General features: G+C 68.9%; 15 protein-coding genes. 4 read left to right on the top strand and 11 right to left on the bottom strand.

Annotated elements, in window-relative coordinates:
- Window position 1 precedes the first annotated feature (1 nt).
- Together V7Q48_RS14975 and V7Q48_RS14970 are read right to left on the bottom strand one after the other, a co-directional pair.
- Window positions 2-2,719 carry a TonB-dependent receptor domain-containing protein gene (locus tag V7Q48_RS14975; protein ID WP_333839092.1) on the bottom strand — a complete coding sequence of 906 codons (2,718 nt, stop codon included), beginning with the start codon at window positions 2,717-2,719 and terminating at the stop codon, window positions 2-4.
- A 53-nt stretch (window positions 2,720-2,772) separates the two neighbouring features.
- Entirely contained in the window at window positions 2,773-4,479 is a 1,707-nt protein-coding gene (locus tag V7Q48_RS14970) for a CocE/NonD family hydrolase (RefSeq protein ID WP_333839090.1), read from the bottom strand.
- 143 nt (window positions 4,480-4,622) lie between these two features.
- Between V7Q48_RS14970 and V7Q48_RS14965 the strand changes: the two genes are divergently transcribed.
- Both V7Q48_RS14965 and V7Q48_RS14960 read left to right on the top strand, forming a co-directional pair.
- On the top strand, window positions 4,623-5,288 hold the full coding sequence (locus V7Q48_RS14965; protein WP_333839088.1) for a GntR family transcriptional regulator: 666 nt from the start codon (window positions 4,623-4,625) through the stop codon (window positions 5,286-5,288).
- A 67-nt stretch (window positions 5,289-5,355) separates the two neighbouring features.
- A complete protein-coding gene (locus tag V7Q48_RS14960; protein ID WP_333839086.1) occupies window positions 5,356-5,736 on the top strand; it encodes a winged helix-turn-helix domain-containing protein in 381 nt (126 codons plus the stop codon).
- 59 nt (window positions 5,737-5,795) lie between these two features.
- Here the strand turns inward: V7Q48_RS14960 and V7Q48_RS14955 are convergent, their stop codons facing one another.
- From V7Q48_RS14955 to dksA, 4 genes are all read right to left on the bottom strand, one after another.
- Window positions 5,796-7,535 carry a DEAD/DEAH box helicase gene (locus V7Q48_RS14955; protein ID WP_333839084.1) on the bottom strand — a complete coding sequence of 580 codons (1,740 nt, stop codon included), beginning with the start codon at window positions 7,533-7,535 and terminating at the stop codon, window positions 5,796-5,798.
- 262 nt (window positions 7,536-7,797) lie between these two features.
- Entirely contained in the window at window positions 7,798-9,309 is a 1,512-nt protein-coding gene (locus V7Q48_RS14950; protein ID WP_333839082.1) for an ABC transporter substrate-binding protein, read from the bottom strand.
- Window positions 9,310-9,431: 122 nt separating this feature from the next.
- Window positions 9,432-9,800: a PilZ domain-containing protein gene (locus tag V7Q48_RS14945; RefSeq protein WP_333839080.1), complete on the bottom strand. Its 369-nt coding sequence runs from the start codon at window positions 9,798-9,800 to the stop codon at window positions 9,432-9,434.
- 242 nt (window positions 9,801-10,042) lie between these two features.
- Window positions 10,043-10,501: an RNA polymerase-binding protein DksA gene (gene dksA, locus V7Q48_RS14940; protein WP_333839145.1), complete on the bottom strand. Its 459-nt coding sequence runs from the start codon at window positions 10,499-10,501 to the stop codon at window positions 10,043-10,045.
- A 265-nt stretch (window positions 10,502-10,766) separates the two neighbouring features.
- Between dksA and V7Q48_RS14935 the strand changes: the two genes are divergently transcribed.
- On the top strand, window positions 10,767-11,108 hold the full coding sequence (locus tag V7Q48_RS14935; RefSeq protein ID WP_333839078.1) for a hypothetical protein: 342 nt from the start codon (window positions 10,767-10,769) through the stop codon (window positions 11,106-11,108).
- Between the two features lie 36 nt (window positions 11,109-11,144).
- Here the strand turns inward: V7Q48_RS14935 and V7Q48_RS14930 are convergent, their stop codons facing one another.
- From V7Q48_RS14930 to V7Q48_RS14910, 5 genes are read right to left on the bottom strand one after another with little or no spacing between them, the layout of a single operon-like run.
- The gene (locus tag V7Q48_RS14930) at window positions 11,145-12,275 is read right to left on the bottom strand and encodes a GNAT family N-acetyltransferase (RefSeq protein ID WP_333839076.1); all 1,131 of its coding nucleotides are present in this window, start codon (window positions 12,273-12,275) and stop codon (window positions 11,145-11,147) included.
- Window positions 12,276-12,315: 40 nt separating this feature from the next.
- Complete coding sequence (locus V7Q48_RS14925) at window positions 12,316-13,116, bottom strand: glycerophosphodiester phosphodiesterase family protein (RefSeq protein WP_333839074.1); 801 nt, start codon at window positions 13,114-13,116, stop codon at window positions 12,316-12,318.
- Window positions 13,088-13,555, bottom strand: coding sequence for a RidA family protein (locus V7Q48_RS14920; RefSeq protein WP_333839072.1), 468 nt, complete (start codon window positions 13,553-13,555; stop codon window positions 13,088-13,090). Before V7Q48_RS14920 ends, V7Q48_RS14925 begins: the two co-directional genes overlap by 29 nt.
- A 59-nt stretch (window positions 13,556-13,614) precedes the next feature.
- Entirely contained in the window at window positions 13,615-14,241 is a 627-nt protein-coding gene (locus tag V7Q48_RS14915) for an HAD family hydrolase (protein ID WP_333839070.1), read from the bottom strand.
- A complete protein-coding gene (locus V7Q48_RS14910; RefSeq protein WP_333839068.1) occupies window positions 14,238-14,615 on the bottom strand; it encodes a DUF3572 domain-containing protein in 378 nt (125 codons plus the stop codon). The genes V7Q48_RS14915 and V7Q48_RS14910 overlap by 4 nt, the downstream gene beginning before the upstream one ends.
- On the opposite strand from V7Q48_RS14910, the gene V7Q48_RS14905 reads away from it, so the two are divergent.
- Window positions 14,584-14,946, top strand: a complete 363-nt coding sequence (locus V7Q48_RS14905; protein WP_333839066.1) for a response regulator — start codon at window positions 14,584-14,586, stop codon at window positions 14,944-14,946. The two genes, V7Q48_RS14910 and V7Q48_RS14905, sit on opposite strands and share 32 nt — an antisense overlap.
- The last annotated feature ends 142 nt before the right edge of the window (window positions 14,947-15,088 follow it).

Here is a 15,088-nt window from a genome sequence, read left to right as displayed (position 1 = left end):
GTCAGAAGGATTTGCGGACGCTGACCGCAAAGAGCCGTCCGATCGGATCGCTCGCCGTCGCATCGTACCCGCCGCTGCCGTTGCCGCTGGGCGCCAGGTTGACATAGGGCGGGTTGGTATCAAAGGCGTTGCGCATCTCGAACCCGAGCGTGAAGCCGCGCTCGAAGAACCCGCTCTCCTTGGGATCGCCGATCCGCCAGTTGAGCGAGAGATCGACCGGGGTGTAGCTCTTCACCATCTGCACCTGCGGCGCGAGATTGTTGGTGTAGCCGCCCACATGCGTCACCACGACGCGCGCCGAGATTGGCCCGTGGTCCCAGTTGGCGCTGGCGCGTCCCTTGAACTTGAGCGGGTTGAAGATGACGTTGCGGCGATCGACCAGCGGCGCGGTCGGCGTGACCGCGACGTTGTATTTGGTGAGGTAGGTGCCCGACAGGTTGAACGTCAGGCGATCGTTCGAACCGATGTCGGTGGTCCAGCTGCCGGTGAAGTCGATGCCGCGGGTGATCGAGACGCCCAGGTTCTGGCTGCGCCCGTCGACGAACAGGGTGACGTTGGCCGGGTTGCCGCCGGGGAACGAGCCGCCCGCCAGCGCCACGCCTTGCGCCACCAGCTGCTGCACGCGCTGGGCCGCGGCATCGCCACGAAGGATGATGCCGGTCCCGGCATATTGCGCCTCGTTGCCCAGGATTGCCAGGTTGGAGAGGTTCGCCAGCACCTGGTTGCTGTACTTCACGTCCCACAGCGTCACGCCGAAACGCAAGTGGCGGGTCGGCTCGAAGTCCGCGCCGACCGACCACGAACGCGCCGTCTCGGGCTTGAGGTCGAGGTTCGGGCCCGACAGCGCATAGCCCTGCAGCGGCGCGCCGCCGGCCGGGTTCTGGTAGCTCTGGCCGAACAGGTTGTTGGAGTTGCCGTAGATTTCGGGGATCGTCGGGGCACGGAAGGATTCGCCATAGCTGCCGCGCAGCTTGAGCCATTGCACCGGCTGCCAGTTCACGCCGAACTTGGGGTTGGTGGTGCCGCCGACGTCGCTGTACTTGTCGTGGCGGATCGCGGCGTTGATCTCGAGTCGTTCGAAGAACGGCGTGGCGTTGTCCGCGCCGAAGATCGGGATGTAGAGTTCGCCGTAGAAGCTGTCGACCTTGCGCCCGAAGTTGCGGAACACGACAGGCGTGGTCGGCCCGCCGCGCGCCGAACCGAGCCCGACGGTGAAGTCCTGCCGCTCGTAGCCCGTCGCCAGCTTCACGTCGCCACCGGGCAGGTGGAACAGCGCACCGTTGAGCCGCGCCTCGTAGGTCTTGAGGCGGCCGTTGGTGGGCGCCAGGAAGATCTGGTTGGCGATCGTGCCGAGCACGGCGCTGCTGGTGCGCCCCCCGTTGTAGGGGTCGAAGGCGGTCGCCGGATCGCTGCTGGCCAAGGCCGCATTCAGCGCGGCGTTGTTGATGCCATAGTACGAGCCCGAGAAGTCGTTGGTCTTGCCATAGCCGTAGAGCGCCTCGAACTCCCAGTTGTGCGGCAGCTTGACGCGCAGGCCCGGCGTGATCTGCCAGCTCTGGGCATAGCCGTAGCTGTCGTTGGTCGGCACGTCGTTGCGGAAGTTGTAGTCGAGCGTGTAGCTCGAACCGGTGAAGCCTGCCGGGCGCACGAAGAAGGCGTTGGTCTGCGGCACCGTCAGGCGCGCGTTCGAATAGGCCGAGCGGCGATAGAATTCGCGCCGCGAATAGAACCCGTCATAGAAGACGCTGAACCAGTCGTTGAACTCGAACCGGCCGGTGCTGTTGACCGAGTCGTACTTCTGCCGGGGCATCAGATCCTGGTTGGCCAATTCGTCGCACAGGTTGACGGTGCCGGCCGTCAGCGATCCGGCCGTCGCCTGGGTCACGCCGCCGGCGGGAATGGCATAGGTCGTGCCATTGGCGTTGATGTTGCCCGGCGCGCAACGGGCGATGCGATAGTCGCCCCCGCCGAAGCGGCGCTGGTCGCTGGTGAAGAAGCTGCGATTGTCGCCGCTCAGGGCCGACCGCTCGACATGCTCGTAGGCGACCATGACCTGGCCGCGGTCGAACACCTTGCCCAGTGCCGCGCCCAGCGTGGTCTCGTGGAAATCGCCCCGCGCACCGATGCCGGCGCGGGCGAAGACCTCGCCGCCGTTGAGCGAGCGGCGCGGGATCAGGTTGACGACGCCCGCCACCGCATCGGACCCATAGATCGCCGAGGCGCCGTCGGCCACGACCTCGACCCGCTCGACGCCGAGCGAGGGCAGGACCGAGGGGTCGATCGAGCGGCTGTTGTTGGTGACGCGGTGCCCGTCGATAATGACCAGCGTAGCATAAGGCCCGATCCCGCGCAGGTTGACCGAGTTGCCGTAAGTGATGTTGCCGCTGCCGCCCGACTGGCCGCGCGAGTTTTCGGATACGCCGAGATCGAAGACCTGCGGGATTTCCTTGATCATGCGATCGACGGTGACGGCGCTAGAGGCTTCCATCTCCGCCCGGCCCAGCGTGGTGACGGTCGAGCCGACCGGCGCTTCGCCGCGCACGCGGCTGCCCGTCACGATGATTTCAGCGGTGCTGGGTGCTTCGGCGCTGGTCGCGGCCTCCGCGGTCGCAGGCTGCTCCTGCGCGCTGGCCAGAGCCGGGGCAGCCAGCGCCACGGCGCAGCAGCCCATGCGCAACAGGGCCTTGTAGCCCGCCTTCTCGACGATGTTTCCGTTCATGTTCCACTCCCTCTCGCAGCGTGCTTCAGCCGCTTGTCGTTTCTTCGCCGGGGTCAGTCCGACACCGGCAGCTCGATCCAGGATGGGGCGCCCGCGCCGCGCTCGACCGTGATGACGGGCGCCGGGGTCTGCTGGATGTCCTTGAGGTTGCGCTGGCGCGGATCGGCGCCGGTGATCGTGACGCGCAGGCGCGCGCCCGCCGGGACGATCCGCGACACCGGCGTCAGGTCGATCGCCAGGTCCGCGGCCTGGCCCACCGGCAGCGGCGCCACATCGGCGGCCTTGCCCGGGTGATAGGGCAGCCCCATCGTTTTGTACGGTGCCGTCCCGGTCTTGCGGTGCGACAGCGCCAGCCGTCCGAAGGCGACGACTTCCGCCTTGCCGTCCGCGGCCACCTGGTCGAGATAGACGAAGACGTTGGCGTCGGGCTTGTCGGCCTTCACCCGCAGGTTGACCACGGGATAGCCCACCAGTCTGGTCGGCGCGGCCAGCGGCGCGCTAGTGTAGCTCAGGCCCTTGTCGTCCATCGGCTGCGCCCAGAATGCAAAGTAGTCGGCGCTCGGCAGGTCGTAGCGCACGGTGAAGGGGTCGGCGCCGGCCTTGCCGACAGAGGTGCGCAGCGTGCCATCGTTGACCGAACGCGCGGTCTGGCTGCGTCCGCCATCGAGATACCAGCGCATCGGCCTGGCGCCCTCGCCCGGCAACCGGTTCGACCGGACATAGCCGCCGCTACCGTTCAGCCCCTCGAGCCAATAGGTCGCGCGCGGCGCCTTCTCGATGCCGTTGTCGGCACCTTTCAGGTAATGGTCGAAATAGCGCACCACCTCGCCGGTGAAGTCGAAGCCCGGGGGCGGCACGCAATGGCTGCCCGGCCCGGCCAGGAACTTGGACCCCGGCATGTTCGCGGCGCTAAGGATGGATTGCGCCGTCGGCTCGTCGTGCCAGTTGCTCCAGAAGTACGTGCCAATGCCTGCCTTCCGGATCGGCGCGAGGTAGTTGTAGATCCCGACCTCTTCCCAGAACGCATTGCCGGTATAGCGCGAGACGCTGTCGCGCGTGGGCATGCCGTACCACAGCGCGGCCATCGGCGTGTTGTTGGCATGCTGCGCCACGGCCGCCTTGAGCTTCACGCCCGCGGCATCGTCGTCGACCGGAAGGCTGGCCAGATCGTCCGACAGCGGCTCGTCCGGGCGGGTGTTGAACTGGGCGGTAATCCCGCCACGCCGCACGAAGGCATATTTGTCGAGATCGGACGAGCCGACGAAGACCGCTTTCAGCGACGGCGGCACCGTGCTGGCGGTGTGAAAGGTCGTACCGCCGAGGTACGAGCAACCCATCATGCCGACCTTGCCCGTGCTGAACGGCTGGCGCGCCAGCCACTCCACCAGATCATGGCCGTCCATCGCCTCGGTACGGTCCTGGAACCCGCGGCGATGGCCGAACGAGGCGCCCTTTCCGCGAATGTCGGCCACGGCGACGACGTAGCCCGCCCTGATGAGCGAGCGCAGCGCCATCTTGTCGTCGAGCGCGACTTCCTGGACCTTGCCGTCCTTGTCGCGATAGCGGGCGCGATAGGGCGTGAAGACGAAGATGACCGGCATCCTGCCGTCGACCGGCTTGCCGGCCTGCGCCGGGCGATACAGGTTCACCGCCAGCGGCGTCCCGTCGCGGACGGGAACGTAGAGCGACTGCCGTTGCACTTCGGCATAGTCCGACGCCAGGACGGGCGCCGAGATCGGCATGGCAACCGACGCTGCCATCACAACTCCCATCACCTGGGCCGCCTTCATCATCCGCTCCTGTATTGTTGACAATTTCATCTGCCATCATCCGCCCAGATGCAAAGGGAAAGTGGCGGACGAAATTGTTGACAATATTGTGAGCGCGCGGAATCACTGCGGTCATGAGCGACGCAGACGACAAGCGCGCCCCGACGGGCGTGGAGATTGCAGACTGGGTGCGCGAGCGCATCCGCACCGGCCGCTTCGTGCCGGGCCAGCGCCTGGTCGAGGTCGACATCATCCGCCAGATGGGGGCGAGCCGGTCCAAGGTCCGCGAGGCGCTACAACGGCTCGAGGGCGAAGGCCTCGTCCAGATCGAGGAGTTCCGTGGCGCTTCGGTAAAGAGCACCGGGCTGGAGGAAGTGGCGCAGATCTACCGCGCGCGCATGGCCCTCGAGGGGATTTGCGCGGCGGATTTCGCGCGCCATGCCTCCGACGATGCCAGGGCGCGGCTGTGCGCGGTGCAGGAACAGCTGGACAAGTGCGTCGAGGAACGCGCCCCCGACCGCTTCGGCCGCCTCAACATCGAATGGCACCGGGTGATCGTCGAGGGGTCCGGGAACATGGTCATCGCCGAACTGCTCCAGCGCCTCAACGTGCCGATCCATCGCCTCCTGTTCGAGAGCTTCTACGATTCGGACCGGCTGCGCACCGCGAATGCCGACCACCGCGCCATGGTCGAGCTGATCATGGCCCGCGATGCGGACGGTGCCGAGGCCGCAATGCGCCGCCATATCGGCGACGGCTTCGAGACTCTCTCCAAGATCGAGGGCGAATTCTATCGCTGAGGCGCAAGGCCGCCCCGGCACGGCAAGCGATGGCCTTCGCCGCGCGTGCGGCTATAGTCCTGGCACCATGACCCAGCGCCCCGGCATCAAGATCAAGCTGCAGCTCTATTGCGCCGACGCCATCGCGATGGGGCCGGGCAAGGCGGACCTGCTCGATGCGATTGCGCGCGAAGGGTCGATCTCGGGCGCGGCGCGGGTCATGGGGATGAGCTATCGCCGCGCGTGGCTGCTGGTCGACGTGATGAATCGCTGCTGGAGCGGCCCGCTGGTCGAGACCTTCCCCGGCAGCGCCCGCGGCGGCGGGGCCAAGGTCAGCGCGCTCGGCGAGGCGGTGCTGCAGCATTATCGCGCGCTGCAGGCGAGGCTGGCGGGCGATACGAGTTGCGACGATGCGCGCGCGCTCGATGCGCTGCTGCGCGATGCGCCGCTCGAACGCCAGCCGGAATAGAAACGCTCCCTCCCCGCCTAGCGGCAGGGAGGTACGCAAACCCTCAGAGGCGTCCCGGCTCAGCCTTCGCGGCGACGCGGGCCCTTGCGGTGCGGGCGGGGTCCATCGCCACGGGGGCCATCACCGCGGGGGTAATCGTTGCGCGGGCGGTTCGGGCCATTGCCCTGGCGGCGATTGGTCCGTGCGGTCTCGCGCGGCGGCTCGCTCGGCTCGATGCGGATGCCCGTCTCGTCCTCGGCACCCTCGCGTGCGGTGCGCTGCAGCGCGGCGCGGAAGCGGTCTTCCATGGCCTTGGGCACCTGGAAAAACGTCTCGCTCATGCCGATGCGGATCGCGCCGATCTCGTTGCGGGTGATGTGGCCACGGCGGCACAGCAGCGGCAGCAGCCAGCGTGGGTCGGCGTTCTGGCGGCGGCCGATGTCCATGCGGAACCAGGCCACGTCGTCGAAGCCTTCGCGGCGCGGCGGGCGGCGGCCTTCGTCGCTCGACAGGTCGATCAGGTCCTCGGGCTGCGGCATGGCCTTGCGATGGGCGCGCACCAGCGCCAGCGCGATGTCGCGCACTTCCATCTTGTCCATCAGCGTCTCGGCGAGCGCGACGTCATCGTCGAGCACCTCATCGGCGTCGACCGGGGCGAGCAGCTGCTCGAGCAGGCGCTCGCGATCGCGCTCGCGGATCTGCGCCGCGCTGGGCGCGGCCATCCACTCGGCCTCGATGCGCGCACGGCGCAGCATTTCCTCGAGCCGGCGGCGGCGCGGGAACGGCACCACGAGCACGGCCGTGCCCTTGCGACCGGCGCGGCCAGTGCGGCCAGAACGGTGCTGCAGCGTCTCGGCATCGCGCGGCACCTCGACGTGGACGACGAGGCTGAGCGAGGGGATGTCGATGCCGCGCGCGGCGACGTCGGTGGCCACGCAAATCCGTGCGCGGCCGTCGCGCAGCGCCTGGATCGCCTGGTTGCGCTCGTTCTGGCTGTGCTCACCCGACAGCGCCACGGCGGCGAAGCCGCGCTCGACCAGGGTCGCGTGAAGGTGGCGGACGTTGTCGCGCGTGGCGCAGAACAGCATCGCCGTTTCCGCCTCGTGGAAGCGCAGCAGGTTGATGACCGCGTTCTCGATGTCGTTGGGCGAGACGGCGACCGCCTGATAGGCGATGTCGCCATGGCCCTGGCGCTCATCGATCGTCGAGATGCGCAGCGCGTCGCGCTGGTACTGGCGGGCCAGCGCCGCGATCGGGCGCGGCATCGTCGCCGAGAACAGCAGCGTGCGGCGCTCGGCCGGGGTCGCGTCGAGCAGCTCTTCGAGGTCTTCGCGGAAGCCCATGTCGAGCATTTCGTCGGCCTCGTCGAGGATCACCGCGCGCAGGCTCGACAGGTCGAGCGCGCCGCGCTCGAGATGGTCGCGCAGGCGGCCCGGCGTGCCGACGACGATGTGCGCGCCGTAATTGAGCGTGCGGCGCTCCTTCGACGGGTCCATGCCGCCGACGCAGGTCGCGATGCGCAGGCCCGCCTTCTCGAACAGCCACTGCAGCTCGCGGCTGACCTGCAGCGCCAGTTCGCGCGTCGGTGCGATGGCCAGCGCCAGCGGCGCACCGGCGGGCGGGGTGCCCTCGCCGATCAGGTCGCTGGCGATGGCGACGCCGAACGCGACGGTCTTGCCCGAACCGGTCTGCGCCGAGACCAGCAGGTCGCGGCCCACCGCCTCGGCCTCGAGCACGGCCGCCTGGACCGGAGTCGGTTCGGCATAGCCGCGCGCGGCAAGGGATTCGGAAACGGCGGCGGGGAGCGAAGAAAAGGACATGAAACTCAACGGGTCTGGGCCGGAGCGCCACGGGGGGCACAGGCCGGCGGGGGGACAAAAGCGCGGATCAGGGGGCCAAGGCTTCACCACGCGAAGCCCGATATACCATCGTTCGGCTGCTGCCCTCTAGCCGGTTGTTCCTTGCGCCGCCATGACCAAATGCGAAAAATCGCGCCAATCGGATCGAATTTTGCGGGATTGCCTGTCGGGAATGCCCCCGGCGACCGATTTTGCCCGCCCCCTCCCTGCGTTAATGGTTGCCCTAGCGGCTCACCATCGTCAGCGGCGGCAGCGCGTGCCATCCCCAGGGGTTGGGCGCGAAGCCGCCGACGCCGCTGCGGACCAGCGACCAGCGCAAGGGGCGTGCGATCGGCAGGTAGCCATTGGCGGCGATGGCCGCGGCGGCGGCTTGCCCCAGCAGAATGGCGCGAACCCGGCCATCGCGCTCGGCACGGGCCTGCGCGGCCAGGGCGTCGGCCTGTGCACTGCAGCCCGCCGGCTCGACCGTGCAGGCCACCTGGTCGAGGAACCACGCGGCCCGGCCATAGCGCGCGACGCTGTCGACCAGCCGCAATTGCGCCCGGTCCTCCAGCCCGACCCGCTCGAGCCGGATGCCGATCTGCGCGAAATCGCCGAGCAGCCGGTCGAACACCAGGCGCGATCCGGGGCCGTCGGGCATGGCGAGGCGCAGCACCGGTGCGGGTTGGCCCGAGGCGATCCACGCCTGCACCCGCTGCCGCGCCAGCGCACGGCGCTGGTCGAGCGTCGTTCCAACCCAGCGCTCGCCGGGGCTGGTCGACTGGTCCATCCCGGCATCCTCGGGAACGTCGCCGGGGATCAGCCGGGTCGTCGGCTGCCAGCCACCGATCGAGAAGGCCCCGACGATGCCATCGCGATCGATCGCCAAGGCCAAGGCCTCGCGGCGCAAGGGGTCGGCGAGGAAGCCGCCGGCATCCACCACCTGGATCCCGAACAGCCCGGCCACCGGGTCCAGTTGCACGTTGCCGCGCGACAGCATCGTCGTGCCTGCCAGCGGCAACGTGTCGATCGTCCCGCCCAGCGCCACGTCGACCAGTCCGTCGTTGAACCGCTGCACCGCCCGCGCCATCGGCATGACCTCGAGGCGCAGCGGGCGCACGCTGCGCGCGAAGTTCTCGACCGGGGCCAGCCCGCGCTTTTCCGGGGGGATTGGCGACAATAGCGCTTGCCCGCCCTCGCGCCGGAGGCCGAGCGGCCCCGATCCCAGCCGCGCGCGCGGCAGGCCCATTTCCGGTTGGGCCAGCAGGGTCAGCAGGTCGGGCAGCGCCGCGACGAGGTCGATTTCCACCACCCGGTCGGTCATCACCCGGATCTCGTCGATGGGGGCGAGATCAAGCCCCAGCGCGGTGTTCGACAGGTTCGCCCGTGCGCGGCGCAGCGCGCTCACCACGCTGGCCGCGTCGATCGGCGAGCCATCAGGCCAGGTGCCCTCGCGCAGGCGGAAAATGTAGCCGAGGCCATCGTCGGTCACGATCCAGCGTTCGGCGATCGCAGGAACGACGCGGCCTTCGGCATCGAAGCCGACCAAGCCCTCGACGGTGGCGGCGCGCAGGACTTGTCCCGCAGGGGTGAGATGCGCGGTCGCCGCGGTCTGGAAGGCGGTCTCGTCGCCCGCCAGCGCCACCGGCAGCGGCCCGCGGCGGCGCGCGCCGCAACCGCCGAGCAGCGCGACCACGAGGGCCAGGCCCACCACCTGACGCAGCGGCCCTGCGCGACGGCGGCGCGAGGCATGCACGGCGGCGGCACGGCAAGGCAACGGGGTCGGCGACATCGACGCCAGCCTAACAGATCGGAGGCAGGGCGCTACCCCGGCAGCCCAGTATCCGCGCCGACATCCGGGCAGCAGGGTACGCGGCGTCAGAGCTTGCGCAGCGGCTTGCTCTCGGGCGGGGCGAGCGGCGGGCGTACATAGCGCGGTGCGTAATCGTCGGCGGACTGTCCCTGCACCGGCTCGCGCACCAGCTTGGGGTCGATCGGCTCGACGAAGGCGATGCCGAAGCGGCTGTCCTGGATCCACGCGACGGTGCCGGCCACCCAGCCGACGTGGCGCAAGCGGATGTCCACCCGCATGCCATTGGCAACGCGCACGCTGCCCTCGGCCATCATCCCGCCTGCCGACAGGTTGCGCACGCGCACACGATAGTCACCGTCCTGCCCATCCAGGCGCAGGTCGGCCATCATGAACAGGCTGTCGCGCCCCACTTGCCGATGATCGGGTTCAGTCACCGTGCGAAATTCCGTTTCCTGAAAGACGAGAGCCTGACGAGGTTGGACGAATGCCCGGACCCGTCCACGACCGGCCTGGCTGCGGCAAAGCGTCTGCCGTGCCGGTCACCGGACCGATCCGTACCACATTCGTTAAACGAAATCGGCAAAAAAAGGCTTAAGCCGGCCCCGATGCGTGCCGGAAGGGCCGATTTTCCCGGCAGGACGGGGGCGGCCATGCTTACCGCGCCCCGTCGCTGCGATCACATGTCGCGCGATACCTTTTCGCGACGCTCGTGCGCCTGCTGCGCCTCGACGGTCATCGTCGCGATCGGTCGGGCGATCAGCCGGCCAAGGCCGATGGGCTCGCCGGTCACTTCGCAAAAGCCGTATTCGCCCTCGTCGATCCGGCGCATCGCCGAATCGATCTTGGCGATGAGCTTGCGCTGGCGGTCGCGCGTGCGCAGTTCGATGCCCCAGTCGGTCTCGCTCGACGCGCGGTCGTTGAGGTCGGGTTCGCGCAGCGGTCCGTCCTGCAGGGCCGAAAGCGTACCGGCCGAGGCCGAAAGGATGGACTTCTTCCATTCGAGCAGAAGGCGGCGAAAATAGTCGAGCTGCTGCTCGCTCATGTAGGTTTCGTCTTCGCCCGGAACGTAATCACTCGGCATCGCCCGACGGGCTTTTGCCAACACGTCAATTTCGTCACCCAAAACCCCAGCCATCCGGCCCTCCGTACTGCGCCTTCCGACCATAAGGCCCGTCAGCGCCGCGTATGGCGCGACCAGCCTTCGGCTTGCCGCGCCTATAGGCAGGCGGCCATAGCCGCACAAGCACTTCCTCGCCCCTGGGTCCCGCGCCGACGCATCCTGAAAAGTTCTTGGTTAACGGTTTGTTGACCAAGTTGCGCAAGTCTGGCCCCGCAACGGATGCACAAGGCCCCACCACCGATTCCGGCCGATCGCGTCCAACAGGGGATGGAACAAGACGATGGACCGATCACCGATCACACTGATACCCGCCGCCACGCCGCGCATCAGCCCGGCCGAGGAGCGCGCCGACACGCTGCTCGCCGCCTGCCTTGCCGCCGCGATGCTGGGCGACACCCACGCCTACTTCGACCTCGGCGTCGCCTTCGCCACGGGCAGCCACGGGGTCGAGTGCGATCTGGTCGAGGCCCACAAGTGGTTCAACCTCGCCGCCGTCGCCGGTCATGACGATGGCGCCCAGGCGCGCGCCGACGTGGCCGAGGACATGACCGCGCGCGAAATCGCCGAAGCCCAGCGCCGCGCGCGCCAGTGGCTGCGCGACACGCAAACCCGCGCCGCCTGATGCCGCCATACGGCCGGCCCTGTCAGCCGTCAGGGTTCAACCCTTGCGGAACGGGGTGTGCGCGGCCAGCTCCAGCTGCCCCTGGTCGATCCCCTCGCGCTCGCGCTCGAGGAAGTCGGCGATTGCGCGGCGGAAATCCGGATTGGCGATATAATGCGCCGACCAGGTCTGCACCGGCTCGTAGCCGCGCGCCAGCTTGTGCTGGCCCTGTGCGCCTGCCTCGACACGGCTGAGGCCCAGCGCGATCGCGGCGTCGATCGCCTGGTAATAACACAGCTCGAAATGCAGGAACGGCTTGTCGACCACTGCGCCCCAGTAGCGGCCATAGAGCGTGTCGGCCCCGATGAAATTGAGCGCGCCTGCGACAGGCTCCCCGTCGTGCAGCGCCAGCACCAATAGTACCTTGTCCGCCATGCGCTGCCCGATCAGGTCGAAGGCCGCGCGCGTCAGGTAGGGCTGGCCCCATTTGCGCGCCCCCGTGTCCTGGTAGAATACCCAGAACGCGTCCCAGTGCTCGGGCCGGATCGCCTCGCCCGTCAGCGCCACGATCTCCACGCCTTCCTGCGCGGCGGCGCGTTCCTTGCGCAGGTTCTTGCGCCGCGCCGACGACAGTGCCGCCAGGAAATCGTCGAAGCTGGCGTACCCCCGGTTTTCCCAATGGAACTGCAGGTCGGTGCGCAGCAGCCACCCCGCCTCCTCGAACAGCGGCAGCTGCTCGGGGCTGATGAACGTCGCGTGCGCGGACGAAAGCCCGTTCTGGTCGACCAGCGCCTCCGCCGCGCGCAGCAGCGGCAGCGCAAGGTCCGGCCGTTTCTCGCACAACAGGCGCGGGCCGGTCGCGGGCGTGAAGGGCACGCTGATCTGCAGCTTGGGGTAATAGTCCCCGCCGGCCCGCTGCCAGGCGTCGGCCCAATTGTGGTCGAAGACGTACTCGCCCTGGCTGTGCTGCTTGAGGTAGGCCGGCAGCACAGCCGCCGGGCTGCCCCCCTCGTCATCGATCACCAGCGGCAGCGGGGTCCAGCCGCTGCGCCCGCCGACACTGCGCGATTCCTCGAGCAGGGTGAGGAAGGCGTGCGAGACGAAGGGATTGCCCCCGCCCGCCAGCCGGTCCCAGTCCGCAGCGTCGATCGCGCCGACGCCGCGCTCCACCCGCGCAACAAGGCTCATGACGTGGCCCCCCGCCGCCGGCTGCGCGGCGAGGCCGCGCTCACCGATCCGCCGTGAGGACCGGCCCCTCGGCAATGGGGGCATCGGCCAGCGCTGCGGCCCGTGCCGCGTCCTCGGGCGTGCGGATGGTCCATGTCAGGACCGGCAGGCCGCGCCGGCGCGCGAGGCGCACGACAGGATTGGCGAGATCGGCAATATCATAGGCCAGAAACTGGGGACGTGCGCGCCAGAGTGCAAGGTGCCTCTTGAGGCGCGCCAGCAGCGTGCGCCGCCCCGCGTCGGTCACGACGAGGCCATGGACAACGCGCGGCGAGTAGCGGCGGAACCATGCCGGCACGCGCGGGTCGAAGCTCATCACCGCAACCGGCCCGGCATAGCCTTCGAGCAGGCGCCGCACCGCCAGGCACAGCGGCGCGATACGCAAGCCCGGGCGCGACTTGATCTCGATCAGCAGCGGCACGCGCCCGTCGATGCGGTCGAGCAGCTGGCGCAGGCCCGGGATCGTCGCACCCGGCACCACCGCGCCGGTCTCGTCGCGCAGCGGCAGGCGCAGCAGTTCGGGGGCATTGGCATCGATGACGGTGCCCGCACTGCCGGTCAGGCGCTCCATCGTCCAGTCGTGGAAGACGATCGCCTGTCCGTCGTGGCTGCGCTGCACGTCGCATTCGATGCCGAACCCGCGCGCGATCGCCGCCTCGGCGGCGGCCAGCGAGTTCTCGGGCACGCCCGGGCCATGCAGCCCGCGATGCGCGTAGATGCAGCCGGTCAGCCAGCCCGCCCGCTCGGACGCACGGGCGGGCAAGAGGAAGCGCTCAAGCAGCGCGAACAGCAAAGATAGCATCGACTTCCACCGCGGCGCCGAGCGGCAGGACCGGCACGCCCACGGCGCTGCGCGCGTGAAGGCCTGCCTCGCCGAACACCGCCTGCATCAGTTCCGACGCGCCGTTGGCGACCTTGGGCTGGTCGGTGAAGTCGGCGGTCGAGCTGATGAATGCACCCAGCTTGACCACGCGCTCGATCCGGTCGAGCGAGCCGAGCGCGGCCTTGGCCTGGGCCAGCAGCATCAGGCCACAGGCGCGGGCGGCAGCCTGGCCCTCCTCGAGCGACACGCTCTCGCCCAGCCGGCCGGTCACGAGCTGCCCATCGACGAAGGGCAGCTGGCCCGAGACGTGAAGCAGGCCGCCGGCCAGCACGGTCGGCACATAGGCCGCGACCGGCGCCGCGGCTTGCGGCAGGGTCAGGCCAAGCTCGGCCAGGCGGGAATCGATCGAAGCGGTCATCGGGGCAACTCCGTTTGAAAAATGTCGGCGCCAGGGATCGCGCGCCGGATGGCCGGCGTTCAGGCCGCCTCGTCGAGCCGTGCGTGGATCCACGGCAGGGCATGATCCCAGGTGTCGATCCGCGCATGGGCGTGGCCCGCCGTGTGAGCGCAGGGAATGTGCGGCGCCAGCATCGGCTCGCCGCACAAGTGCAGGCGCACCACGTCGGGGGTCATCTCGGCGGCCGAGCGATGGTGGAACGGCAGGTCGTCGATGAACACCGCCCGGCTTGGGCGGTACTCGTCGAGGATGCGCTGAAGCGCGGGTCCCTTCGGCCCCTGGTTGGTGAACACGCGCGCCTTGATCCCGACCGCGTCCAGCTGCGCGGTGCGCGCATCGCGATAGGCGTCGGTCAGGTTGGTGAGGATCACCACGTCGGCGCGCTCGGCCAGGGCGTTGACCGCCTCGACCGCGCCCGCGATCGGCGGCTGCGCGTGCATCTGCGTGTCGAAGAACAGGTCGAGCAGGCGGTGGATCTCCGCAGGCGCCACCGGGCGGGCGTCGCCGCGATGGCGCATCGCATCGGAGAAGTCGCTCGAGCGCATCGAGAATTCGACATCGTGATGCTCGGCCAGCCAGGCCTTGTACGGCGCGACCATGTGCAGCAGCACTTCGTCGCAATCGCTGACGACCAGCGGACGGCTCATTGCAATTTCTCCCCGGCGGCAGCGAGTGTTTCGGGCGCTATATCGAGTGCTGCCGCCGCCGCGACAAGATCCGGTTCATGCGCACAGAGAAAATCGAGCACGCCGCCAAGCACCGCACGATTGCCCAGCCCGCTGCGCAGCGCGTCGGGCGTCAAACCGGTGAGCGCCAGGAACCGCATCGCGCGATCCTCGTCCGCAAGCACCCAGGCAAGCGCCGAAAGCGCCAGATCGGCAGGATCGGCGGCGGGGGATGACGGTTCGCGAATGATTGTCAGGGCCTTTCCGGTTCCATAGAGCAGGACGGGCATCGCAGCTTCCCGCTTGGCGCTCCAGAGGTGTTCCGTGGCAAAAAGAATTCTGGTTGTCGAGGACAACGACCTCAACCGCAAACTGTTCTGCGATCTGCTCGCCGCCAACGGCTTCACGGTCGAGCCCTGCGCCGACGGCCGCGAGGCGCTCGACCGCGCACGCCAGTTCGTGCCCGGCCTCGTCATCATGGACATCCAGCTGCCCAACGTCTCGGGCCTCGAACTGATCGAGGCGCTGAAGGCCGACCCGGTGCTGCGCCAGATCCCCGTGCTCGCGGTCACCGCCTACGCCGGCAAGGGCGACGAGGAACGCATCCGCGAAGCCGGCGCCGAAGGCTATCTCGCCAAGCCGGTATCGATCGGGCCATTCATGCAGGCCGTGCAGAAGCTGGTTTAGGATGTCCTCCCTGCGCCGAAAGGCACGGGAGGTGGCAGTCCGCGATGCGGGCTGACGGAGGGGCGAGGCCTGACGTGACGCTTCATTCCCCTCCACCCCCGGCTGCGCCGGCGGTCCCCCTCCCCATGCCTTTGGCATAGGG

Source organism: Novosphingobium sp. (genome assembly GCF_036803765.1).
Taxonomy (GTDB): Bacteria; Pseudomonadota; Alphaproteobacteria; order Sphingomonadales; family Sphingomonadaceae; genus Novosphingobium.
Note: the sequence above shows the minus strand (reverse complement) of the source record. Positions and strands in the feature narration are given on the sequence as shown.

What these genes read in the sequence shown, in the direction of transcription:
- V7Q48_RS14955 (WP_333839084.1), bottom strand. Translation starts at nt 7,535, where the DNA reads ATGTCCTTTTCTTCGCTCCCCGCCGCCGTTTCCGAATCCCTTGCCGCG.
- V7Q48_RS14925 (WP_333839074.1), bottom strand. Translation starts at nt 13,116, where the DNA reads ATGCTATCTTTGCTGTTCGCGCTGCTTGAGCGCTTCCTCTTGCCCGCC.
- V7Q48_RS14975 (WP_333839092.1), bottom strand. Translation starts at nt 2,719, where the DNA reads ATGAACGGAAACATCGTCGAGAAGGCGGGCTACAAGGCCCTGTTGCGC.
- V7Q48_RS14935 (WP_333839078.1), top strand. Translation starts at nt 10,767, where the DNA reads ATGGACCGATCACCGATCACACTGATACCCGCCGCCACGCCGCGCATC.
- V7Q48_RS14970 (WP_333839090.1), bottom strand. Translation starts at nt 4,479, where the DNA reads ATGGCAGCGTCGGTTGCCATGCCGATCTCGGCGCCCGTCCTGGCGTCG.
- V7Q48_RS14930 (WP_333839076.1), bottom strand. Translation starts at nt 12,275, where the DNA reads ATGAGCCTTGTTGCGCGGGTGGAGCGCGGCGTCGGCGCGATCGACGCT.
- V7Q48_RS14920 (WP_333839072.1), bottom strand. Translation starts at nt 13,555, where the DNA reads ATGACCGCTTCGATCGATTCCCGCCTGGCCGAGCTTGGCCTGACCCTG.
- V7Q48_RS14960 (WP_333839086.1), top strand. Translation starts at nt 5,356, where the DNA reads ATGACCCAGCGCCCCGGCATCAAGATCAAGCTGCAGCTCTATTGCGCC.
- V7Q48_RS14965 (WP_333839088.1), top strand. Translation starts at nt 4,623, where the DNA reads ATGAGCGACGCAGACGACAAGCGCGCCCCGACGGGCGTGGAGATTGCA.
- V7Q48_RS14915 (WP_333839070.1), bottom strand. Translation starts at nt 14,241, where the DNA reads ATGAGCCGTCCGCTGGTCGTCAGCGATTGCGACGAAGTGCTGCTGCAC.
- dksA (WP_333839145.1), bottom strand. Translation starts at nt 10,501, where the DNA reads ATGGCTGGGGTTTTGGGTGACGAAATTGACGTGTTGGCAAAAGCCCGT.